We start from the raw sequence: 22,809 nt of genomic DNA, 5'->3' as shown, positions 1-22,809 counted from the left end.
ATATCCAGCGGACTCAACCCGCCCCGGCGCCGCCGGTTCCGGTCTTGCCGGTGGCGCGGCCGATGGTGTCGGCCATGGTCGCGCCCCGCCGTCCCATGGGGCGGTCAGGGGGCGCGGTGGAATCGCGGGCCGTCTGGTGCTCCAGCTCGGCGTTCAGCTGGGCGCCCAGCAGGACGATGATGGATGAAATCCACAGCCAGATCATGAGGCCGATGCCGGCCCCGAACGATCCATAAGTGACATCATACCGGCCAAAATTTTCGACATACCAGGACACGCTGAACGCTGCGATCATCCACAAAAGCGTGGCCAGAAACCCGCCCGGCGTCACCCAGCGCCAGCGCGCCCGGCGCCGGCTCGGCCCCCAGCGGTAGGCGATGGACAGGCCCAGCGCCAAGATCACGAAGAGTGCGGGCCATCGCGCCAGCAAGAGCCAGCCTTCCCACGCGCCCAGACCGAGGAATCCCAGAATGATGGGCAGGATGATGATCAGCGCAATGACGATTCCGGCGAACATCAGCAAGCAGACGGTGAAGGCGAGCGACACGAGGGTCATGCGGATGATGCCGCGTGTTTCCTTTTCCTCGTAGACGATGTTCAGGGCGTTGAAGAGATTGCGCATCCCGGCATTGGCCGTCCACAGGGCGATCGCAAGACCCGTCGCCAGTCCGAGTGTCAGCGCCCCGTCGCTGCGCGAGGCGATGGCGGTCATCTGGGAGGAGAGCATGTCAAGGGCGCCGCCCGGCAGGAACCCCTCAAGCAAGGAGATCTGCTCTGCAATGCTGGCCGGGTCTGTGAACAGTCCGTATACCGAGACAATGGCGGCCAGCGCCGGGAAAATGCCCAGAAGCGCGAAGAAGGTCAGACCCGCCGCGATCAGCATCAGCCGGTGGCCCAGAAAATTCTCCCCTGCCCGCTGCAGAATATCCCGCCATCCGCGCACAGGCATGTCTGTTGGCGCCGCTGCATCGCGCCCGCGCCCTGTTTGGCGGGCCTGTTTCCGGTCCGGGTGCAACAGTCTGCAGCGCGGGCGGGAGCTGGCGATGCGTGAGGCCAGCGTACCTGGCGTCTTGCGCAGGTACGGCGGAGGTTGGCGGCGGGTCAGGACAGGGCTCCGTCAACGGCTATGACAGGCAAACGCCTGCGCAGGCCGGTCTGTTCCTACTATCGCCCGGGGCCCTGATGCAAATCTGCGCGGGCCGGGCCCGGCCAGGCGGGACGCGGATTATTCAGCTCGTCCGGCCTGGCGGGACACATCGGCGTCCGGGGCTTGCGGCGCGGCCATCTCTTCATCCTGGCGCTGCAGGAAGCCGACCAGGTCGATGAGACTGATCGGACGGCACAGGCCAAAGCCCTGCGCGCTGTCGCAGCCGAGCAGTTTGAGGACATTGAGCGTCTGGTTGTCTTCGACCCCTTCGGCCGTCAGGCGCAGCCCCAGATTATGCGCCAGGTCGACCGTGGACCGGACCAGCGTGCGGTCCTTGCTGCTATTGGCCACATCCTTGACGAAAGCCCGGTCCAGCTTCAGCTCCTGCACCGGCAGGCGTTTCAGATAAACCAGCGAGGACTGGCCCGTGCCGTAATCGTCAATCGCCACCTTGGCGCCGGCCTTGGACCAGAGCTCAAGCGAGCGGATCGCCTTATCGATATCGTGCATCACCGCGCTTTCGGTCACTTCGTAGATCAGGCCGGAGGAGGACTGGCCCGCAAACCTGACCGCCTTGGCGACAAAATCATCGTCCGTGCACAGAACGCTGGAGATATTGACCGCAATCGACATTGGAAAGCCGGCCTTGCTCAGCGCCATCTGATCGACCAGCGCGCGCATCAGGGACCATTCGGTCAGCTCGCGGATATGGCCTGTCTGCTCGGCGAACGGAATATAGGCGTCCGGCGGAACATAGCCGCGCTCGGGGTCGGTCCAGCGCATCAGCGCCTCGGCGCTGTCATAGCGGCCTGTGCGCAGATTGAGCTTGGGCTGGTAATGCAGCGTCACATCCCCGCTCGAGATCGCCGAGTGCAGGCGGCTCATCAAGGTGAGGTTCTGCGCCGGATCGCCGAAGAGGATCGGATCATACATGGCGAAGGGCCGGCGCGCCGTCTGAGCCTGGTCCAGGGCAATCACAGCGCGGCGGAAGGCGGACTCTTCGTGCTTGTCCAGGCTGTGAAGCGCCGCACCACAGGTCGTCGTGACATCCACATCGATCTCGCCGACCCGCACCGGCGCGGCCAGGCGGGTTCTGAGCCGTTCGACCAGCGCCCCCAGCGTGTCGCCGCCGGCATCGTCGTTCGCGTCGTGAATCGCGTCGGCGTCGAGCAGCACGCCCAGAACACCCGGCGCGATGATGCCGACATGACCGGGTATGTACTCCTTGCGCAGGTGTTCGGCGAGTGATCGCAGAAGCGTCGCAAACGCGGCGAAGCCAAGGGCGGCGCGCAGGTGCTCGTGGCGGTTCACCTCGATGGCCAGCACATAGCTGGGCCGGCCTTCGGCCTCGAGCTGCTCGACGGCGCGCTCAAGGGCGGTGCGCGACGGCAGCTGGGTTTCTGCGTCATTGTAGAGCGCCGCCGCCAGCGATTGCTTGCGGGCGCGCTCGGCGCGAAAGCGCGTGTACCCCATCCGGCCATGAAGGGAATGGCTTGAAAGCCAACCCGATCCGCTAATAAAGCGACGGGTGTATGGCGGAGGGAGAGGAACATGCACCCAACCCTCTCTGAGTAGGGAAGCTATTTCCAAAGCAAGCGTGAGCGACCGGCAGCGAATGTGCGCTCCTGCAGAGTTTCGCGCCGCCTGCCAGTTCGCGCGTGCCTGACAGTATCGACGGCTTGCCTCGCCTGCGCGATCACCCTCGCAAGTCCGCCCTGACATCAGGCAGGCGTCAGGACCGCAAACGGGCTTGGGTGGCCGGCAGGCGATTGTCGCAAAACGATACACGGCAGGCGGGCATGTGCCAGATCGCAGCTGAAAAGTCCGGCCGCGCAGTAAGACTAATTGCCAATTTACGCTCGGTTTTCCTTTGTGTAAGCATTTACTTTTATTTAATAATTAATTACGTTGAGCCAATATTTGGCTTTCAAATTGCGACGTCTCCTCTGTCCGCCATGTCCGGCGGCGTGACGAACAAGAGGAGACAACCATGTATCGTCAGATGATGACCGCGGGCCTTCTGGCTTCGGTGTCCATGCTGGGTCTCGCCGCCACTGCGGAAGCCCAGACCAACAATGTGCGCAACAACCAGAACAACTGGGCCCAGACGCGCGCGCAGCTCAATGCCGACATCAACTCGGTGAGCGAGTCGGTGAGCCTGACCTCGGCGGCGATCAGCAACTCGTTCAGCGCCGAGCTGGGTGGTGTGACCACGCTGAACAATGTCCAGCGCGCCGACAACAACGCCTCGGCCAGTGCCTATATCAACGCTCATGACGCTCTGGGCGGGCTTAACGCCACGGTGGCCACCATCGGCAACTCGGCGTCCATCGAGGTCGATGCCCTGGGCGCCTCGGGCCTGAGCACCGTCAACAACGACCAGCGCGCGGTGTGGAACCGTCAGTTCCATTCCGACCTGACCATTGACGCCTCCGACATCCAGGCCCCCGACGCCAGCGATGTAGCCATCGACGGCACGGTGGCGTCCATCGCCAACTCGCTCTCGGTCACCGGGAGCGGCAATATGGAGGCCACCAACTTCCAGCACTTCCACGGCGATGTTCAGTCCTTCCTGAACGCCGACCTTAACAATGTCACCGGCTCGGTGAACTTCACCTCCGCCGCCATCGCCAACTCGGCGTCCTATGATATCGGCGATTCATCCCAGTTCAGCCTGACCAACACCCAGTGGGCCAATTATGACCCGCAGGCCTGGTCGAATGTGAACGTGGGCGACATCAACGGCGATTTCAGCTCGACCACGGCGGCGATCTCCAACTCGCTGAGCGTGTCTACCCTGCCGGAAACCGCCTCGCTGAACATCAACAGCCAGCAGATGAACAACGCCTATACCGGCGCCACCGCCAATATCCAGCTGGGCGATGTGACCGGAGCCGTGTCGCTGACCACCGCGGCCATCGGCAACTCGGTGAGCATCAACAACCTGCCGCGCTAAGCGGAACCGGAAACCGGGCGGCGCATCAAGTCCGTCGCCCGGCTTTCCCCAAACCTGACAATCGGATGCGGAGACGGGCTGTGATCTCGCTGAAAAGGTCAGAGGTTTTCACCTGCCACCACGCCTGGTTCGGGGACCTGCCAGCGTGTGCGGGGGTGGTCCGTTTGCTCGCTGAAGCCCGCGAGGGTGCGCCGTTGCTCAAATATGTCGCCTGCCGCTGCATTCGATCCGAGATCGAGCTGGCTCAGATGGAGATTGAAGAGAGCGGCGTCATCGTCATGGGCGCACAGTACAGCATCAGCCTGATCCCGCATGAGCTGACACATCAGCTGATCGAGCAGCAAAGGCACGGCTTCAGCCGCCCGCCCCGCTTCAACACGCAATGGAAAGCTTTTTGTCCTAAATGGGACCCGTCGGATGCAAGGGAATGACCAAGATGAACATTCGCAGCTCAACGCGACGCGCCAAATCGGCATTCGGTTCAGCGCTCGCAGCATTGAGCCTGTCGGCCTGCGCCACATCTGGTATGTCTGAGCCTGTCCAGCCACTGCGGGGGCCGGCGGAAGTTGTGCTTGAGACGCAATACACCGATGCCCTGCAGTGCCTTGCGGTCCATGCCCGCACGCAAGCCTTCCCGCCCCCGCGCATCGCGGTCGGTCACATCACGGATTTCACGGGAGCGAACGACTATTTTTCCGGGCGCCGGCTGACCCAGGGCGCCGCCCTGATGGCCATGACCGCGCTCGCGGACGCCGGCATGAGGGTCGTAGAACGCTTCGATATGGGCGTGATTCAAGCCGAGCTAGGATACACCCAGAGCGGGCTTGTCCGGGACAGCGAGACACAGTTGCGTGAGGTTCAACTCGGGCAGATGCAGGGCGCTGACCTCTACATCGTGGGCGGTTTGACCGAGTTCAACCCCAATATCCGCTCGCGGGGCGCGAACGTTTTTGTGGGTAGCGATTCCGCCGCGGGCGGCGCAGGAGCCCTTGGGGTCAATAACTTCGTTATCGATGTCGGCATAGATCTGCGGCTTATCGACGTGCGCTCAAGTGATGTGCTGTCCGTGCGCGCCTTCCGAAAACAGATTGTTGGCCGGGAGGTGGAGAGCGGCGTCTTCCAGTTCCTCACCGGGGGCGTGATCGACATCAATGCCGGCGGCCGCTCCCTTGAGCCCGTCCAGACCGCAGTCAGGAGCATGATTGATCGCGCCGTGTTCGAGTTCGTGGCCGCTCTCTACAATCTCGATCCGGTCGACTGTCTGGGTGAAGAGGTCGCCCGCGCCATCGCCGCCAGCGGCACGTTCGAGCGGCGCGGCGCAGACGCCCAGGCCATGACCGCCCAGGCCGCCCCACCAGTCAGCGCGCCGCCGGCCCAAACTCCGGCCGAAGCCCAGCCCACGGCTGCGGTGAACGCGCAGACACCTGCCCCGGCGGCACCAGCGACCCATCTCTATTCGGTGCACCTGGAATCCTATCGCCGCCGTGAGCAGATGGGCGCGGGCTGGGCCGCCCTGATGCAGGCGTATGGGCCCTTGCTTGCGGGTTTGAGCCCCGGGGTAGACGAGGTGGAATTACGCGGTGCCAGTTCCCAGGGGCAGTTCTTCCGCCTGATTGCAGGCCCGTTGCCCGATGAGCACGCCGCGCGCGAGTTGTGTGAGCAGCTATCGGCCCGCGATCAGTATTGCCGCCCGTACAGGCTGGCGGTATCGCGCTGACCAGCGCCCGCCTATCCGCAACCGGCCGACGCGCGGCAAGGCAGGACCCGGTGCCTTCCGGACCAAGAGGCGCGCCCGACTTGCAGCGGCACCGCGCCAGCGCCCGGGCCGCGGGGTGGTGAGGGTTCTGAAAGATTCATGCGGCATGATGACTGAACCCGGGCGCGCCGCCCGACGGTGACAGGTCCGCAGCCATCATCTTCAAGTGTCAGCCATGAATGCACCTGCACTCTCTAGCCGCTGCCCTGAGTGCACGCGGCGCAACCCGCGCTTATCCTGCGCACACCCTCTGCGAACCTCGGCAGACACCCGGTGCCCGGCCCGAAGGCCGCAGCCGTGCGCCCGCATCCGCCCCGTTGGCTTGACGACAGTGCAGGCGTCACAGTCCCGCCTTGGCCGGGAGGCATGGTTTCAATGAGTGGCTTTCGCAATCCCGGCGTCCGGTCCCTGTTGCATGCGCGTCTGTATGGCTCGACCAGCCGCATTCTGGATATTCCGCGCCTGATCGAGCGCTTCCAGGAGACTGGCCAGAATCCATCTGCGTCCGCAGGCATTTTCCAGACACGCATGCTCAACCGCGCCTTCATCATAAAGCACTCGATCCGCGCCTATGAGCGCGATATTTTTGATCATCAGAATGGCTCATCAACCAAACTGGTGTTTCCTTTTGCGGCATCTGATCTTAACCAGGGCGGCGCATCGATTTTCGTGGACGAGCGCTATTTTACAGAGAAAATAACGAAGTTTATCGGACTGAGCTCAATAGACGATGCCTATGCCCGCGATGAGAAACTTCTGTTCATCCTCAATGACATTCCCTCCTTCGATCCGTTCCTGATCTCCGAGCGCGCGCGATTTGACGGCATCGAGCTGCCGGTGGGTCTGGTCGACCTTTCCGATCGCGACCTGAGGGAATTGCGCGAAATGGTCGCCAAATCTCTCTCCCAGATCACCGCCCTGGCCCTGCCAGAAGGAGCAGCCGAAGCGTCGTCACGGCTTGCCAGCGCTTTCCTGGCCAGCCGTGACGACAAGCGGCTCGACCCGCTGCGCGAGGCGATGAGCATGAGCAAGGGCGATTTCCAGGAAGCCATCTTCGCCTGGAAGGGCATATTGTACTATCAGTGGAAGCTGGAGGAATCCTCCGGCTTTTTCTCCGACATCGTGTCCACCCTGTCCCAGATCAAGCCCATCGACCGGGGTCCCGATATCATGCGCACGGTTCGCCTGCGCTCACACCACATCGTGCGCACCCTTAATCATTCGATGATCGCGCTGGCTGAGGCTTTGATGGGCTATCAAGAGGTGATCCGCAAACTCACCGAAGACCGCGATCCAAGGCATCTGGGAAACTTCCTCAGGAACGCCCAGTCCATGTTCGTCCAGGTCGGCGAGAACGCCAGCATCATCAATCACTGCACGGACTTCTGGGCCTATGCCATGCGCGGCGTCAACTGGAGCCTGCTACCATCAGAAAAAGCCCTCGAAATCCTCAACTCGCTGGCCGCAAGCCTGCCCGAGGACGAGGTGAAGGTTTAGCTTTGAGCATTTGATCCGGAGCGCCGCTTGTCCGAAGACCGGTGCCCGGTTTCTGGATTGCGCTCTTGCCGCCCTGCGGTGCAGCGCGCGCGTGCAGGCGCGCGCATCCGGCTCAAGGGGCTGTGCCAAAAACACTCACCTATTGAGCGCCCGCACCACGACGATTAATTCTGGCAATCCCGCCCGTTATCATTAAAGCCGCATTAAGAACATAATTAATTGAAAAATATTATTATAATATTATAAATGATTAATATCCAACCATTGCAAACTGGCTGCTATCTTGCGGCGTCTCCTCTGCCCGCCATCTCCGGCGGTGTGACGAACAAGAGGAGACAACCATGTATCGTCAGATGATGACCGCGGGCCTTCTGGCTTCGGTGTCCATGCTGGGTCTCGCCGCAGCTGCGGAAGCCCAGACCAACAACGTGCGTAACGAGCAGCGCAACTGGGCCCAGACCCGCGCCCAGCTCAATGCCGACATCAACTCGGTGAGCGAGACTGTAAGCCTGACCTCGGCGGCGATCGGCAACTCGTTCAGCGCCGAGCTAGGCGGCGTGACCTCGTTGCAGAACATTCAGCGCAACGACGTCAATGTTCAGGCCAGCGCCTATATCAATGCCCATGATGCCCTGGGCGGGCTGAACGCCACGGTTGCGGCGATAGGCAACTCGGCTTCAGTGGAGGTCGATGCGCTGGGTGCCAGCGGCGTGAGCCGGCTGAACAACCAGCAGGACATTTTCGGCAATCGCCAAGTCTATTCCTACCTGACGATTGACGCGTCCGACATCCAGGCCCCCGACGCCAGCGATGTGGCGATCGATGGCACCGTAGCCTCCATCGCCAACTCGCTCTCGGTCACAGGAAGCGGCAATATCGAGGCGAGAAACCTGCAGCGTTTCCGCGGGGACTCCCAGTCCTTTCTGAACGCTGATCTCAATGACGTCACCGGCTCGGTGAACTTCACCTCGGCGGCCATGGGCAACTCTGCGTCCTACGATATTTCGGACTCGGCGCGCTTCGGCCTGAACAACACCCAGTTTGCTGACTGGGATCCGCAGGCCTGGTCGAATGTGGGCGTCGGCGACATCAATGGCGATTTCAGCTCGACCACGGCGGCGATCTCCAACTCGCTGAGCGTGTCTACCCTGCCGGAAACGGCCTCTCTGAACATCAACAGCAACCAGGTCAACAACGCCTATACCGGCGCAACCGCCAACATCAGCATGGGCAATGTCACCGGTGCGGTCGCCATCACGACCGCTGCCATCAGCAACTCGGTGAGCATCAACAACCTGCCGCGTTAAGCGGGCACGGAAACCGGGCGGTGCGCCACACGCGCCGCCCGGTATTTTTCCTTACCTTCCATTAGACCAAATTTAACCCGCCTAGCCTAATCTGCACCAGTGAGCACGCAGGCGCACCGCTTTGCAGGGATGGGCCATGACGATCGAGCTTTATCGCAGCGATAGCGCTGGTGGCGCTACGCCGGCTGAACCCACCCCGAAATCCCCGCCATTGATCGGCCTAAGGGTGCTGCTGGCCGAGGATGATCCGCTAAATGCCATGGTCGTGAGGCTGATCCTCACGCGCAATGGCGCCAGCGTGCACCATGTCCCCGATGGTGCCCAGGCTGTCCGGCTTGCGGCCGAGGCCCGCTTCGACTGTGCTGTTTTTGACGTGCGCATGCCGCACCTGACCGGTCCGCAGGCAGCGGCGGCGATCAGGCGCAACCCAGCCGCGCCCGACGACCTGCCCATCATCGCCCTCACAGCCAATAACAGCCCTGCAGACCGCGACCACTGCCTCGCTGCGGGCATGGATGTGTTCCTCACCAAGCCGGTGTGCGAAACCACACTGCTCGAGGCGATCGTGCAGTTATGTGCCGCAACGGCACACCGGTCTAGCGTCAGCGGGCGGGGCACGGACCTTTCCAGTACAGGCTGATCGTCTAGAAGCAACTGTCCGCGCCAGGGGCCGGTCGCCTCAGGGACCCGGCACTGGCCGGCCTGATTGCCACAGTGTGCCTCCCCGGCCCGGCCTTGGCACACGGCTTGCGAGCACTTCCTCTATCAAAGAGGATAACTCGCATGCGAATGTTCACAGCCCTTTCTGCAATCGCCCTCGCGCTGGTATCGGCCAGCGTCAGCCATGCGCAACAGGGCGACCCGATGCTCCAGCCCTACGGGATGGCACCCGGCAGCATGAGCACCCATTATACCCCGCCGGCGCGCGACCAGCAGGGTAATCGCGTCGTCGTCAACGGGCAGATTGTGGACATGAGCGGGCGGCGCGCAGCGCCCTCGAGCTCGGCGGCGAGTTTCTCTGGCGGCGTTGCGGCCATGGGCCCCTCCTCCTTGCGCCAGACCACGCTCAATGCCGTAGCGATCGGCAACTTCGTCGAGATTTCCGGCGCGCGCAACTCAACCTTTGTCATCAACCAGCGCAATTATGGTCGCCAAATCGCCACGGCCAGCGTTGGCGGCTCGGGAGGGACGGCTTCGGCTGGCACCGCGCCACAGCAAGCCAACGGATGGCCGCTCCTCGATACCCAAGACGGGCAGCCTCCTGGGCCGCATTCGTCGTCGATCAATCAGCGTAACTCCGGCACGCAGGCTGCTTTGACCCACGGGCGTTAGGGCATATGTTTTGCTCTGGTGCCTTTTCAGTAAATGTAGGCGTTGTCTCGCGTCTCAAAACGGCAACAATTTAGATAACTTGACCCAGCCCCGTGAATTCCGGCCATTGAATGGTAGAGTCCATCGAGGAGAGGATGGACCATGCGAAAGAGCCGTTATTCGGAAGAGCAGATTATCGGCATGCTGCGCGAGCACGACGCCGGTGTGAGCACGAAGGAGGTCTGCCGCAAGTACGGCATCTCCGACGCAACCTTTTACAAATACAAGGCCAAGTTCGGCGGGATGTCGGTGTCCGATGCCCAGCGTCTGAAGGTGCTGGAGCTGGAGAACAGCCGGCTGAAGCGGCTTCTGGCCGATGCCATGCTGGACAATGCAGCACTGAAGGACATCGCAGCAAAAAACTTCTGACGCCCGACGTTAAGCGCCAGGCCGTGCACCACATGGTGACCCGGCACGGTCTGAGCGAACGTCGGGCCTGCGCCCTTGCAGAGCTGGACCGATCGACCTTCCAGTATCAGAAGCGCTCAAGCGACGATGACGTCTTGCGCACGCGCCTGCGAGATATCGCCGGCGAGCGTCGCCGGTTCGGCTATCGCCGGCTGGGCATACTGCTCGAGCGCGAGGGCCTTTATGCGAACCACAAGAAGATCTACCGGCTCTACCGAGAGGAAGGGCTGGCGGTCCGGCGGCGGCGTGGCCGCAAGCGGGCCGTGGGAACCCGGCGCCCGATCCTGTTGCCCGTGGCGGCGAACCATCGCTGGAGCCTGGACTTCGTCTCTGACGCGCTGTCAGACGGGCGGCGCTTCCGGACGCTATGCGTGGTCGACGACTTTACGCGGGAGGCCTTGGCCGTCGTGGTCGATACCTCGCTGTCTGGGATGCGCGTGGCCCGTGAGCTTGATCGTCTGATCGAGCAGCGAGGAACGCCGCGCATGATCGTGAGCGACAACGGCACCGAACTGACCAGTCACGCGCTTCTGCGCTGGCAGAAAGAGAGCGGCGTGGAATGGCACTATATCGCACCTGGAAAGCCTACCCAGAATGCCTTCGTGGAGAGCTTCAACGGTCGGTTCCGCGATGAGTGCCTGAACGAGCACCTGTTCTCGTCGCTACACGAAGCACGCGGCCTGATCGAGGCGTGGAGGATCGACTACAACACCCAGCGTCCGCACACCGCGCTTGGTGGGCTTGCGCCCTGTGTCTACGCCGAGCGAACCCGTCACCCCCGGCCCGGCTCGCTTGAGCTACGCGCAAGCTCCGCTCACCGGGCCTTGACCAACCACATCAACCCAGAAAGAAAGGCGAACAGACTCTACTAACTCACGGCCCGGATCAGGGGGCTGGGTCATTTGCTCTGGTGCCTTTTCAGTAAATGTAGGCGTTGTCTCGCGTCTCAAAACGGCAACAATTTAGATAACTAACTCTGGAAACGCGGCAGACCGGATTGCGATCAGGGTTCCTGTGAACCCAGGGTCACTACCGAGTGGCCACCAAGTTGCAAACGCTTTGCACCAGAAAATCGGCGATGACAGGCTTCGTTATAAAAGCATCCATACCCGCCGCCACGCACATCTTCCGTTCGATTTCTGCCTGATTGGCGGTCAGCCCGATGATCGGCACCCGGCCCGCCGGCCCGTCATGAGCACGCACACGCCGCGCCGCCTCCACGCCGCCCATGACAGGCATCTTCATGTCGAATATGGCGCAATCTACCACCAGCAATGGATTGCCGATAATGTCGAGGGCGGCCTTGCCGTTCTCAACTATCAAGACCTCCGCACCATGCCGACGCAGGATAAAGCCGATGATCTTGGCATTAACCGGGTCATCTTCGGCGACGAGAATTCTCATCCCCTTCAGCAGAGTCTCCGCGCCAGTCTGGATTCGGACGGCCAGACCGGGTTCGCCCGGCGACACCGCCAGCAGCACTTTGCTCAGCGATGTTGGCCTCAGAGGCGACGTTAGCCACTTGAAAGCGCCTCCGGCCGCCTCTGATTTGATGTTACCCTTACTATGGGTAATGATCATGAAGCGACTGAGCCGATCGGCAAAGTCATCCTTGATTGACTCCATATAGATTTCTGAAGCGATGACGGAGGCGTTCTCCTGCGACAGCGCTTCATCGAGGGATTTGAAATTGATGATCTTGGCACGCCCGTTCATTTGTTCGATCGTTCTTTGCAGCGCATAGCCCTGCAGGTGATTGGCCGGCAGGATCACGCACCCCATCTGGCTTAGGGCCGCATCTTCCTGCATCAGCTCCTGTGCCGGGGCGGGAAGGGTAATCTGAAACTCGGCCCCTTTCCCGAGCGAAGATCGGACATTGATCGTGCCGCCCGCACCTGTCACCAGACGCTGCACAATGGCCAGACCCAGTCCAGATCCGGGGACCGCCGACCGCTCGGCAGCGCCACGTTCAAACGGGATGAACAGCCGAGCCTGGTCTGTTGGTGAAATACCCGGCCCCGTATCGATAATGGAGAATTTCAGCTCGCCCGTGTCATAGGTCACATGGATCAGCACGCCACCATCTTCGGTAAACTTGACGGCGTTGCCGGCGACATTGAAGAGGATTTGCTTGAGTCGCTTTTCGTCCGACTCGATGATTTTAGGCACCGATGTTTCAACGACATAATCTAGGGTCAGTCGCTTGTCCGAGGCTTTAAATCCAAGGATCTCGATCGTGCTCTCGATTAACCCGCGGATGTCGACTGGCTCTTTCAGAAAGCCGATCTCACCCGCTTCAATGCGGGCCAGATCCAGAATATCATCAATGATACCCAACGCGTGCTCTGAAGCCTTTTGGATTAACTCAACATAATTTTTTTGGTCACTGGCAAGAGAAGTTTCCATTAACAGGTTTGATGCACCAATCAGCCCCGACAACGGTGTGCGCAACTCATGCGTTACCGAGGCAAGGATGATTTCACGGGCGCGAACGAGGCTCGGATCGCTCAATTCTGATTCGGACATGTCTGGGTTTGGGACGAAGCGTTTGACGCAAATGCCCGCTTCATCATGGCAGGTCTCCCATGTCATCTCCTGTTTGCTCAGGCTTTCCGTGTTGCGCCGGCCAAGGGCCAATGCGAGCTCGCCAGCGAAGGGCTCAAACTTGCCCCCACGGAACTCATGCACCCGCTCCCCCAGAAATCTATCGAAATAATCGCAGATATATATAATGCGACCGTGGTTTAATAGAACAATTCCGCCAGCATCAGAGTTTTTCATTTAATAGTTTCACTTTATTATTCCAAATTCTGGATAGCGCCAAATGATTGATTTTTGATAAATGGCGCATTGAGACCAGGCGCTGAATCGCCAGACTTGATCGGTGCCCTTCGCGAGGAGGGCGCAGCCGCATGTGGGATTGCGGCGGTCACGGCGGCCGGCGCGTTCGACCCGCTCCGGGCGGCCCTCTCGAATTGGGAGCCGAGGGTCGCAGCGCTGGCGCAGGCGCCGCGCGGGGCGCTGCCATTGAGCACCCTTGGGTGGAGCGGAACCTGAACGCGAACTTCACCCTGGCCTGCCACTCTCCGGCATAAGGCTCGTCGATCACCTTGCCGCGTGTCGTATGGGCGCGGAGGAGATCGGGATGGCCAAGTTGATGGATAAGTTGAGCGTCAGCTAAGTTTCAGCTGAAAGACTGGCTGGGGATAAAGGCCTCAGCCGCCCCGGCGTGAACCCGCTGATATTGATGGAGTCAAAGAGCGCCAGGCTGTTGGACAGGAGACCGACCTGAGCGTTCATGATGCCGGTCTGCGTCTGCATCATGGCCTGGGCCAGCTGGGTGCGTACCTGGGACGCCACCTGGAGCGCCCCCACCCGCTCGATATCGCGATTGACCAGCCGCGCCACGCCTGCGTCGATGATGTCGGTCATGCGCTGCTGCATACCCAGCCGGGCCGTGATGGAGCGCGATGCGCCGCCATATTGCTGCGCGACCTGCCGGGCATTGCCCAGCGACTGGTCAAGGGCTGCCATCTTTGAGGCCCAATCCGCCGTGGTGATCTCTGGGCGCCAGTTATGCACCCCCCGCTTCATGGCATTTGCTGCCTGCGCCACCTCCTGACCATCCAGAACCCGGTCCCACACTGCGAGATCGCTAAAGCGGCCATTGTGCAGCCTGATGACTCCATCCTCTATTTGGGTTGGAAGCGGTGCATTGATGCTCGCAATCAGCGCCCCATCAAAGTAGAGCTTTAGATCTCCACGCGTTTCACCCTCACCACTTTGGGTGAAGGTGAGATTGGCCCAATCACCAGGCTTGAGTGTGCCACCTGTTGAAAAGACGAACTCTTGCGCCCCCACCATTAGTAAAATATGGCCGGTCTTTTTTTGCGTCATTAATCCAACGTATCTAGCAGATCCATCTGTCCAATTATACCTAGAATAAATAAAATTTGTTATATCCGATTCATCGTCTATTAAATCAATCGTTAAATTGACCGACATAGTTCGATTTAAATAATGAGGAATCGAATAAGAATTATTTGCATAAATTAATGGCCCTTCTGTATTGGCGGACTGATCTTTATTTGGCCCGTCAAAAGAAAAATTAGCGCTTCCATTCAAGGGCTGCAAAACCGCGCCGCCAAAACCACTCGTCCAGGCCACAGGGTTAAGGCTGCCTTCGAAGTCAAAGGCAGCGCGCAGGTTTTCCAGCGCAGGCGGGACCAGAATATCGATATCGCTGATCGCGCCTGTAATACCTGGCCGCAAATCCACAGCGTTGATGCTCATCCCGCCTTGCACGATGACATCGCCTGACTGGCTGGCCGCTTGCGGGTTGAGGAGATTGCGCCCGCCGAATGTCGCCATTTCGGTGATCTGGTTGATGCGCGGGATGAGCGCGCCATACTCCTGTGCCAGCTTGGCGCGATGATCCTCTGACAGGCTTGCGTCCTGCAGGCGCACCGACAGCGCCTTCATCTCCATGAGCGTGTCCTCGATGGCCTCTACGGCGGCGAGGGATACGTTGACGAGACCGTCAGCGCGTTCCAGCGCACGGATCTGGTTGAGATGGTTGAGGCGCTGGCTGAGCGCGTTGGTCACCTGGATGGCCGAAACGGCATCCATGGAAAAGGACAGGCGCTGGCCATAGGAGGTCGATGCCGCAACCGCGGACGATTGCGAGGCCTGTGCACTCGACACGGCACCAAGAGGCGCGGCATAGGCCGACACCGAGGTCATGACCGCTCCCTTCTAGAGCCATTGCGCAAAGGAGCGCTTCATTTAACTGTTTAGCTTTACTGGCAATTTCCTAAGAAGCAGTGTCTATAAACGGGCTCCGGCACCCTCATGGGTCAAGCGCTCCACTAGAGCTAGCGCGCGTATCCGGCCTATCAAAAAAGCGAAGAGGTTGGCCTGCGAGCCTAAGCCAGCGCGCCCGATGTCCGCGCCAGGACCGGCCGATATCTGGCCCTCTATTGCAGCCGGTGCCAGCACTCATCGCTTGACTAGAAAACCCGCGATCAGGCCCACTTCAACCAGTCGATGCTCGAAGCGATTACAGCGCGACCCAGGCGGGCAAACACTTTGGAAACGCCCGGGAACTGTTCAGATCAACCGAGCGACCTCTAGCAGCGCACAAGTTTTCCAGCGCAGACGGCACTAGGACATCAATATCGCCGATGTTCCTGGCGCAGGATTGAGAGGCTGAGGCACCGGCACAGCGGCTGGTCGCCCGGCCGCCTGATACCTCCACCAATCAATAGGACGCAGCCGCCTTACTTGGGCACCGTTATCGAAGGGTTGGAGCCACAGGCAGCCCCTGGGCGAGATCGCAGAGGCCTAGATGGCTGCCGGACAGAACCATGCACGACCATCATCGCCGACGATCTAATAGCCTTCGCGGTTGGTGCGTTAATGCCTCCGGGTCGCGACGCCACATTTCGTGCGCCCGAAACTCCGTCCGGGTACCAGCTCATGCCGCCCGTGGACATGCCGCAATCGCGAGCGCCAGCCGTATCATCCATTACTTTATCGCATAGCCAGGTGGAGAGGGGGCTTGCACCCGACTTTCACTGAGCGGGGCAACTGCTTCCCGAGCGCGCGCGAGCAACCGGGAGCGAAACTGCGCTTGAGCGGAGTTGCGCCCCCCGGCCCGTTCGCGCTGAGCCGACACAATCTACGGCTTGCCCGGCCAGAGGGCGATTGTCGCAAGATGAGACAAAACCGGGGGGCATGCGCCAGATTGCATCGGGGAATTCAGGCGGTGAAATAAGACTAATCGCCAATTTACTCTCGGTCTCCTTTGGTGCTAACATTAGTTTTTCTTTTACCATTAATTATGCCATGAAAATCACTGGCTTCGATATTGCGGCGTTTTCCTTACCCACCGCGTCCGGCGGCGTGACAGACAAGAGGAAACAACAATGTATATTCAAATGATGTCCGCAGGCCCGATGAAGTCCGGGTGCCGCGTCCACTTCAGACGATCAAGCTGTCAGGCTATGAAAGGAGCATGGGTTTCGGGGAAGCGGCATCGCTTCATCCCGCAGATAGCCGTCACCATGGCTCTGGTGCCATGGGACACCCCAAAACCGGCTCGCTCAGTCAGAACGCCCTTCCGGAGACAAAAACCGGATAATGCATCACTTGAGCCACAAATGCTTTCTTCACCCACAAATATTTTATGGCTGATCCGAATATGGTGCCTTTTCGTAACAACATTCGCGAAGAGGAGGCGGCATGCGAACGACTGTCATTCACTGAAAAATTTTTGGGCAAACCAATACGTGCCCCTATATTTCAAATACAATGACAGACGACAAGTTTATTTTTGAAGCATTTTAGGAAATTCGAGATGGACCTGAAAAAACTCCGGCATTTTAATAGCGCTGTCAAAGCCGGCTCGATATCCGCTGCTGCGCAGGCCGTCGGCGTCACGCAGCAGGCCCTGTCCCGGTCGATCACCCTCCTCGAAGAGGAAGTGGGTGTGGAGCTGCTAGAAAGAACGAGGACAGGCGTTAGCCCGACGCCTCGCGGCAATGACTTTTACAAGCTTTCCAGCCGCCTGGTGAGCGAGTTTGATAATGAAATGGCGAACTTCCTTGGATCGGTTTCGCTCCGCAAGGTCATTGAGTTCGGCATTTCAGACGCGTGCATGATCGGACCTGGCATCACACCCTTCCTGAAAGCCCTCGAGCGGGTCGGCATCAGAGGCGCAAACCACAGCATGGTATTGAACTCAAAGATTGGACAGAAACTCCACTCGGCGCAATTTGACTTTGCTGTTGCGGCATATCATGAAAGTGAAATCCAAAAAAATCTTTTTACAAAAATTGGAAATCTTAGACTGTTTGTTGTTTCGTATTGCAGCGAAATTTCCAGTCAGATCGCAGCTAGCGCCGTTTTGAGATCGGGCGTTACAATAATTGGAAATCAAGAATACTCCGTTGCCGACAGGATTCTTTATGAGAGCTTTATTGATGCAACTGCAACATATCCGGATATTGGCTACAGGAGCAACTGTGCGGCATCAATCCGCGATGTTTTAAAGAGTATTAAATCTGCTTACTTTTTTCTCTGCACTGACGCCAAGGTTGCTGAAGATTTTTGGGGTGGCCATTGTCGTGAGGTTAGCTGGGCAAAGGAAACAGTGCCATACGGCCTTCTGACCAATCGGACATCGCCTGTATCGCTGGACTGGCCCACATTCAGCGAATACAGCGCTCGATATTGCGGGCAAATACATACTCGATAGGCGGTTTCATCGCGTACTTCTGCATCCTGTTCTCCGGCGATCGCACACGGAAAGGCTCAATCCCATGCCTTGCGCCGCTCCGGCTCATGACCCCACGGGCATTGGGGTTCCGCAGCAGCCCGCAAGGGCCAAGCGCTGCGGAGCGCGCATTCGGGCCTGCCGGTGCGCTTCAGTCGACACAGCCGGCTGCACAGCCTTGAACAGCCGGACTCCTGATGTCATGATCTTCACTGATCGCGGCTGGAAGCGGGGGCGACCCGGTGCGGATAATCATTAGAGACGGGTGTAGCGTGGGGTTGTAGGCAGGTGCCGCTAAAAACAGGGGGGCCATCGCTTTGAGAATTTTATTTAAAGGCTTTTCGTGTTCAACCGGCTTTAGGCGCGAAGAGGCCAGCTTGATTTAATTTGGTTCACAAAGGTAACATGCATCTTTGATCATTGATAGCGGGGCTCATTTGGATATCAATTGCATTCAAGGACTTATCGATATTCTGCCACAGGGCGCTGTTGTGCACGCGCCGGATGGGCAGATCGTAGCGGCCAACACATCTGCCTGCGATTTGCTTGGCTTGAGTCATGACGTTTTGCTGGGTCGTGATTCCATGGACCCCAGATGGCAGGCGCTGCATCCGGATGGGACCGCGTTCGCTGGTCCCCGCCACCCAGCCATGCTGGCGATTGAAACCGGGCTTCCGGTTCCGCCCACCCCTATGGGCGTATCCATTCCTGATGCAGGCATAACCTGGCTTTCAGTGTCTGCGGCGCCCTTGAAGTGGTCAGACGGGGCAACTGAATTAGGCAGCATCGCGCTGTTTGTGCGCCAAAGCAGCGCTCTTCATCAGTTTGATCCGAACAAGCTCGATGAGATCCCGAGATTGAATATTTATCAGTTCATGAAGCTGCACTTTACGCGCCTTCGCGTCGCTGTCATGGCTCTCGAACGAGCCGCTCCAATGGAGAATCTGGGCGAAATTGTTGCCACCAGCCAAGTCTCCCTGCAAGCGCTGCATCAGATTGATCGCTGGGTCAGGGCGTACGAGGCCGCGACAATAGCCAATGAGGCCCCTGCCACAACACAAGGTGAGCTTGTCGCCCGCATGACACGCGCGCACGCTCAGAGCACGCAGATATCCTTCGGCCTTAGAGCGTCCGATCATCCGAATGTCATTGGTCAGCTTTCATTCGCAGCGACGATGATCGACATCATGAGCGCGCTGCTCGGCCCCGCAGACAGCATTGCCATATCGGACCATTCCTCTGGAAACGGGCCCGTGACCGCGATCAAGGTGACGACGTCCTACAATTATGTCCATTGTGAAAACTATTTTAAGGGCAACCTCAATGAAATCGCCGCAGGCTTGAGAACAGCATTCAGAGAACAGCTTTGTCTGAAAGAGATTTTGTCTTATTTGATGAGTCGTTATAATTCCAGTATTTACTTTGAGACCAATAACCAGTTATTTTCAATAATAATCCTACAGAACGAGCAAGCGGGCGGCTCCTGATTTGCGATATAGGAATAAATTCTATTACAGGGAGTTCATCCGCCTAAAATTATTAACAGCGCAATGATCACGCATACAACAAAAAATATTTTTCCAGCTTGGTCTCTCATTGCCAAACTCCAAAAATGAATATTTTGTTTGTATATTTTATGCTGCGAAAATCACGGCGTTAAACATAATCAATTTGTATGAACAAGCGCTTCGGGCCACCAGACAATTGGACCAGGAGATGCCGCCGGGGTGGGGCCTGGCGGGCTCGGTAGTGCAGGGTCAATCAGCCTGTCAGGCCTGCGCTCAATGCGGTGCCTTGCGGCCAGTGGCACCGGGAGCAAGGCCGTCGTGGCGCTGCAGGAAGCCAACCAGATTAATCGACTGCACAGGGCGGCACAGTCCGTAACCCTGAGCGTGGTCTGCGCCGAGCAATCTGACGATCTTGAGCGTCTCCTCATCCTCAATGCCCTCGGTGGTCAATTTGAGGCCAAGGTGGTGAGCCAGATCTATCGTTGACTTGACCAGCAAGCGGTCTCGGGGTTGCGTATGCAGATCTTTGACAAAGGCTCTGTCAAGTTTGAGTTCATCGGCGGGGATGCGCTTGAGATAGGCAAGAGAGGATTGCCCCGTCCCATAATCGTCAATCGAAATTTTTGCACCCGATTGGCGCCATGTTTCAATCGATTCCAACGCAGCTTCCAGATCATGCATAATCGCACTTTCGGTAACTTCAAATATGAGGCCTCCGGACGATTGCTTTGCTATTTTGGCAGCAAAGTTGACAAAATTCGGATCATTGCAAAGAGCGCCTGAGATATTGACTGCGATTGCAATAGGGTGCCCCGCATCCCTGAAATTTGCTTGATCGTTGAGGGCTTGTTTCAGAGACCATTCTGTCAGCTTGCGAATCTGTCCGGTTTCTTCGCAGAGCGGGATGTAGACGTCAGGAGAAATATAGCCATGGCTCGGGTCGGTCCAGCGCATGAGCGCTTCTGCGCTATCGAAGCGCCCCGTGTGCAGATTAAACTTTGGCTGATAGTGAAGCTTTATGTCTCCGCTCGAGAGGCTGGAGCCCAGGCGGCTCAGAATAGTGAGGTTCTGCAAGGAGGCGTGCTGGCCGACCGGATCATGGATCACAAACAAGCGGCGCTCTTGCTCTGCCTTTGTAGCAGCGGCTAGCGCATGCCGGAAATCCCCTACCGATAGAGTACCCGCAGTGTTTGCGGCCGCGCCGAACGTCAAGTTGATATCAATCACGATACCGGCAACTTCGACCGCGTCGCTCAGGAGGTTCTTGATCCTGGCTATGTCAGCATTCAGCGTTTGATGATCGACCGCACCGCCGTGCCCGCCATCCAGGATCACACACAGTGTCCCCGGGGCGATCACACCGATTTGATCACGCCTGTAATGCGTCCACAAACGCTCGCTCAAGATCGGGAGCAGGCCAGCTGCAGGCAGAGTGCCGAGTGCAGACTGTCCCCCGTCAGCACCTATGGCACAGGTTTGGGGTTGTGATTTAAGGAGGATTTGGGTCTCGTCGCAGTGACGAAGGAACGAAGATGAGATCCAAATCCACAAAGCCCAAAGCCCCTGCTGCAACCGTTGTGAAGGACATTCGCCGAGCGACCCGGCGACACTTCTCGGCTGAAGACAAGATCCGCATTGTTCTGGAAGGCCTGCGCGGTGACGACAGCATCGCCGAGCTGTGCCGCAAGGAAGGCATAGCCCAGAGCCTTTATTATACTTGGTCGAAGGAGTTCATGGAGGCTGGCAAGCGCCGACTGGCGGGCGACACGGCACGTGCTGCCACCAGTGACGAGGTCAAGAACCTGCGCCATCAGGCGCGTGACCTGAAAGAATGCGTGGCTGATCTGACCTTGGAGAACCGTCTGCTCAAAAAAAGCATGATCGCGGATGGGGAGGACGACGCATGAGGCACCCCGCATCCGAGAAGCTCGAGATCATCAGGATCGTCGAGCAGTCGCACCTGCCTGCCAAGGTCACGCTCGACAAGCTGGGTATAGCCCGTCGGACCTTTTATCGCTGGTATGACCGGTATCTGGAAGGCGGACCTGAAGCGCTAGAGGACCGGCCATCAGCGCCAAGCAGGGTGTGGAACCGCATCCCCGCCGAGGTGCATGACCAGATTATCGAACTGGCGCTGGAGCAGTCCGAGCTGAGCCCGCGCGAGCTGGCTGTGCGGTTCACCGACGAGACGCGTTACTTCGTGTCGGAGGCGACGGTCTATCGCCTTCTGAAGGCCCATGATCTGATCACCAGCCCGGCCTATGTCGTGATCAAGGCCGCCGACCAGTTCCACACCAAGACCACCCGGCCGAACGAGATGTGGCAGACCGACTTTACCTACTTCAAGATCATCGGCTGGGGCTGGATGTATCTGTCAACCGTGCTCGACGACTTCTCGCGCTACATCATCGCCTGGAAGCTTTGCACCAATATGCGGGCCGAGGACGTGACCGACACGCTGGACCTCGCTCTCGCGGCTTCCGGCTGCGACCAGGTGAACGTCCATCACAAGCCGCGCCTGCTGTCGGATAATGGCCCTTGTTACATCGCCGGCGAGCTCGCCGAATACATCGAGGCCCAGCGTATGAGCCATGTGCGCGGTGCGCCGTTCCATCCCCAGACGCAGGGCAAGATCGAGCGCTGGCACCAGACCATGAAGAACCGCATCCTGCTGGAAAACTACTTCCTGCCCGGCGATCTTGAGACCCAGATCGAAGCGTTCGTCGAACATTACAATCACCAACGCTACCACGAGAGCCTGAACAACGTGACGCCCGCCGACGCCTACTTCGGCAGGGCCCCAGCCATCATCAAAGAGCGTGAAAAGATCAAGCGACAGACCATCGAACATCGACGCTTGCAACACCGAAAGCACGCCGCCTAATATCAACCAACCAGACGAGGCCGATGCTCCACTAATCTACGATGCCATCTGTGCCAAATGTTCTGACGACGGACACTCGGCGATCATGCGCGCGGAGTCCCTTTTGAACTGCGTCAAAGGGGTGATGTCCTTGGTGATGTTCATACGCAAGCTCCCGACGCGCACCGAATTAGGTGCTAACGTAATGCCATATTCAATGCGCGTCGAGAGGCCCCTACGTCAGGCGATGTGATAGCAGCGCCCGCGTCCCTCAACCTTCTGCGACGTGATCGTCAGGCCGAGCTTCTTCTTGAGCGCGCCAGACATCGCTCCGCGCACAATGTGCGGCTGCCATCCGGTGGCGGCTACGATCTCCCCGATGGTTGCGCCCGCCGGTGCGCGCAGCATGGCGATCAGCGTGGCCTGCTTGATACCCTCACTCAGCTTGGATGGCCCAGGAGCCACATGCGCTGCTTCGGGTCCATTCGCCACCTGGATGCCTTCGAATGGGGCGCTGGCGCGCTTTGCGCCGCCCATATAGGTAGCCGTCATGCGCCGCAGGCAATCGGCCATTGGCGGTGCTGTGAGACTTTGGTGCTTTGCTTCCGACTTGAGAATCACGGCGTGCATGCTGGATAGCTCGTTCACGGGTCGCCTCCTTATCGGGACGGTCACACGTTTTTCAGCCAACGAGGCTCTGCCCAATAGACATTTTACGAC

Annotated in this window: 18 protein-coding genes; 12 read left to right on the top strand and 6 right to left on the bottom strand. The window is 59.0% G+C overall.

The genetic code is table 11. From position 1 onward, the window contains the following. Positions 1 to 13 precede the first annotated feature (13 nt). Together L2D01_03745 and L2D01_03740 are read right to left on the bottom strand one after the other, a co-directional pair. Positions 14 to 949 carry a YihY/virulence factor BrkB family protein gene (locus L2D01_03745; protein WBQ10898.1) on the bottom strand — a complete coding sequence of 312 codons (936 nt, stop codon included), beginning with the start codon at positions 947 to 949 and terminating at the stop codon, positions 14 to 16. 276 nt (positions 950 to 1,225) lie between these two features. Then, positions 1,226 to 2,620 (bottom strand): GGDEF domain-containing phosphodiesterase, encoded by a 1,395-nt coding sequence (locus L2D01_03740; GenBank protein ID WBQ10897.1) that lies wholly within the window; start codon positions 2,618 to 2,620, stop codon positions 1,226 to 1,228. Positions 2,621 to 3,137: 517 nt separating this feature from the next. On the opposite strand from L2D01_03740, the gene L2D01_03735 reads away from it, so the two are divergent. The 8 genes from L2D01_03735 (at position 3,138) to L2D01_03700 (ending at position 11,314) form a co-directional block, all read left to right on the top strand. Next, positions 3,138 to 4,103: a hypothetical protein gene (locus tag L2D01_03735; GenBank protein WBQ10896.1), complete on the top strand. Its 966-nt coding sequence runs from the start codon at positions 3,138 to 3,140 to the stop codon at positions 4,101 to 4,103. An 80-nt stretch (positions 4,104 to 4,183) separates the two neighbouring features. Continuing rightward, the gene (locus L2D01_03730) at positions 4,184 to 4,534 is read left to right on the top strand and encodes a hypothetical protein (GenBank protein ID WBQ10895.1); all 351 of its coding nucleotides are present in this window, start codon (positions 4,184 to 4,186) and stop codon (positions 4,532 to 4,534) included. After that, the gene (locus L2D01_03725) at positions 4,531 to 5,820 is read left to right on the top strand and encodes a hypothetical protein (protein WBQ10894.1); all 1,290 of its coding nucleotides are present in this window, start codon (positions 4,531 to 4,533) and stop codon (positions 5,818 to 5,820) included. Before L2D01_03730 ends, L2D01_03725 begins: the two co-directional genes overlap by 4 nt. Before the next feature lie 414 nt (positions 5,821 to 6,234). Next, on the top strand, positions 6,235 to 7,356 hold the full coding sequence (locus L2D01_03720; GenBank protein ID WBQ10893.1) for a hypothetical protein: 1,122 nt from the start codon (positions 6,235 to 6,237) through the stop codon (positions 7,354 to 7,356). A 341-nt stretch (positions 7,357 to 7,697) separates the two neighbouring features. After that, entirely contained in the window at positions 7,698 to 8,663 is a 966-nt protein-coding gene (locus L2D01_03715) for a hypothetical protein (protein WBQ10892.1), read from the top strand. Positions 8,664 to 8,799: 136 nt separating this feature from the next. After that, positions 8,800 to 9,303, top strand: coding sequence for a response regulator (locus L2D01_03710; protein ID WBQ10891.1), 504 nt, complete (start codon positions 8,800 to 8,802; stop codon positions 9,301 to 9,303). Positions 9,304 to 9,446: 143 nt separating this feature from the next. Continuing rightward, entirely contained in the window at positions 9,447 to 9,995 is a 549-nt protein-coding gene (locus tag L2D01_03705; protein ID WBQ10890.1) for a hypothetical protein, read from the top strand. A 141-nt stretch (positions 9,996 to 10,136) separates the two neighbouring features. Next, a protein-coding gene (locus L2D01_03700; GenBank protein ID WBQ10889.1) for an IS3 family transposase occupies positions 10,137 to 11,314 on the top strand; the annotation gives its coding sequence in 2 pieces (ribosomal slippage) (positions 10,137 to 10,386 and positions 10,386 to 11,314; 1,179 coding nt in all). 157 nt (positions 11,315 to 11,471) lie between these two features. Here the strand turns inward: L2D01_03700 and L2D01_03695 are convergent. Both L2D01_03695 and L2D01_03690 read right to left on the bottom strand, forming a co-directional pair. After that, positions 11,472 to 13,223: an ATP-binding protein gene (locus L2D01_03695; protein ID WBQ10888.1), complete on the bottom strand. Its 1,752-nt coding sequence runs from the start codon at positions 13,221 to 13,223 to the stop codon at positions 11,472 to 11,474. Between the two features lie 396 nt (positions 13,224 to 13,619). Continuing rightward, positions 13,620 to 15,185 carry a hypothetical protein gene (locus tag L2D01_03690; protein WBQ10887.1) on the bottom strand — a complete coding sequence of 522 codons (1,566 nt, stop codon included), beginning with the start codon at positions 15,183 to 15,185 and terminating at the stop codon, positions 13,620 to 13,622. A 993-nt stretch (positions 15,186 to 16,178) separates the two neighbouring features. Between L2D01_03690 and L2D01_03685 the strand changes: the two genes are divergently transcribed. The 3 genes from L2D01_03685 (at position 16,179) to L2D01_03675 (ending at position 19,205) form a co-directional block, all read left to right on the top strand. Beyond that, complete coding sequence (locus L2D01_03685; GenBank protein WBQ10886.1) at positions 16,179 to 16,385, top strand: hypothetical protein; 207 nt, start codon at positions 16,179 to 16,181, stop codon at positions 16,383 to 16,385. A 415-nt stretch (positions 16,386 to 16,800) separates the two neighbouring features. Beyond that, on the top strand, positions 16,801 to 17,700 hold the full coding sequence (locus L2D01_03680; GenBank protein WBQ10885.1) for a LysR family transcriptional regulator: 900 nt from the start codon (positions 16,801 to 16,803) through the stop codon (positions 17,698 to 17,700). Positions 17,701 to 18,131: 431 nt separating this feature from the next. After that, the gene (locus tag L2D01_03675; GenBank protein ID WBQ10884.1) at positions 18,132 to 19,205 is read left to right on the top strand and encodes a hypothetical protein; all 1,074 of its coding nucleotides are present in this window, start codon (positions 18,132 to 18,134) and stop codon (positions 19,203 to 19,205) included. Between the two features lie 294 nt (positions 19,206 to 19,499). Here L2D01_03675 and L2D01_03670 read toward each other — a convergent pair whose 3' ends face one another. Further along, positions 19,500 to 20,561, bottom strand: coding sequence for an EAL domain-containing protein (locus L2D01_03670; GenBank protein WBQ10883.1), 1,062 nt, complete (start codon positions 20,559 to 20,561; stop codon positions 19,500 to 19,502). 197 nt (positions 20,562 to 20,758) lie between these two features. Between L2D01_03670 and L2D01_03665 the strand changes: the two genes are divergently transcribed. Next, positions 20,759 to 22,110 (top strand): IS3 family transposase gene (locus L2D01_03665; GenBank protein ID WBQ10882.1). Its coding sequence is split into 2 segments (ribosomal slippage): positions 20,759 to 21,095 and positions 21,095 to 22,110, totalling 1,353 coding nucleotides; the frame shifts between segments, so codons are not numbered across the junction. Between the two features lie 219 nt (positions 22,111 to 22,329). Here L2D01_03665 and L2D01_03660 read toward each other — a convergent pair. Further along, positions 22,330 to 22,737 (bottom strand): DUF3489 domain-containing protein, encoded by a 408-nt coding sequence (locus L2D01_03660; protein WBQ10881.1) that lies wholly within the window; start codon positions 22,735 to 22,737, stop codon positions 22,330 to 22,332. Positions 22,738 to 22,809: the final 72 nt, after the last annotated feature.

This window comes from Hyphomonadaceae bacterium ML37, from assembly GCA_027627685.1.
In the GTDB taxonomy this organism is placed as follows: Bacteria; Pseudomonadota; Alphaproteobacteria; order Caulobacterales; family Maricaulaceae; genus Oceanicaulis.
This window is presented reverse-complemented; position numbering and strand designations above follow the sequence as displayed.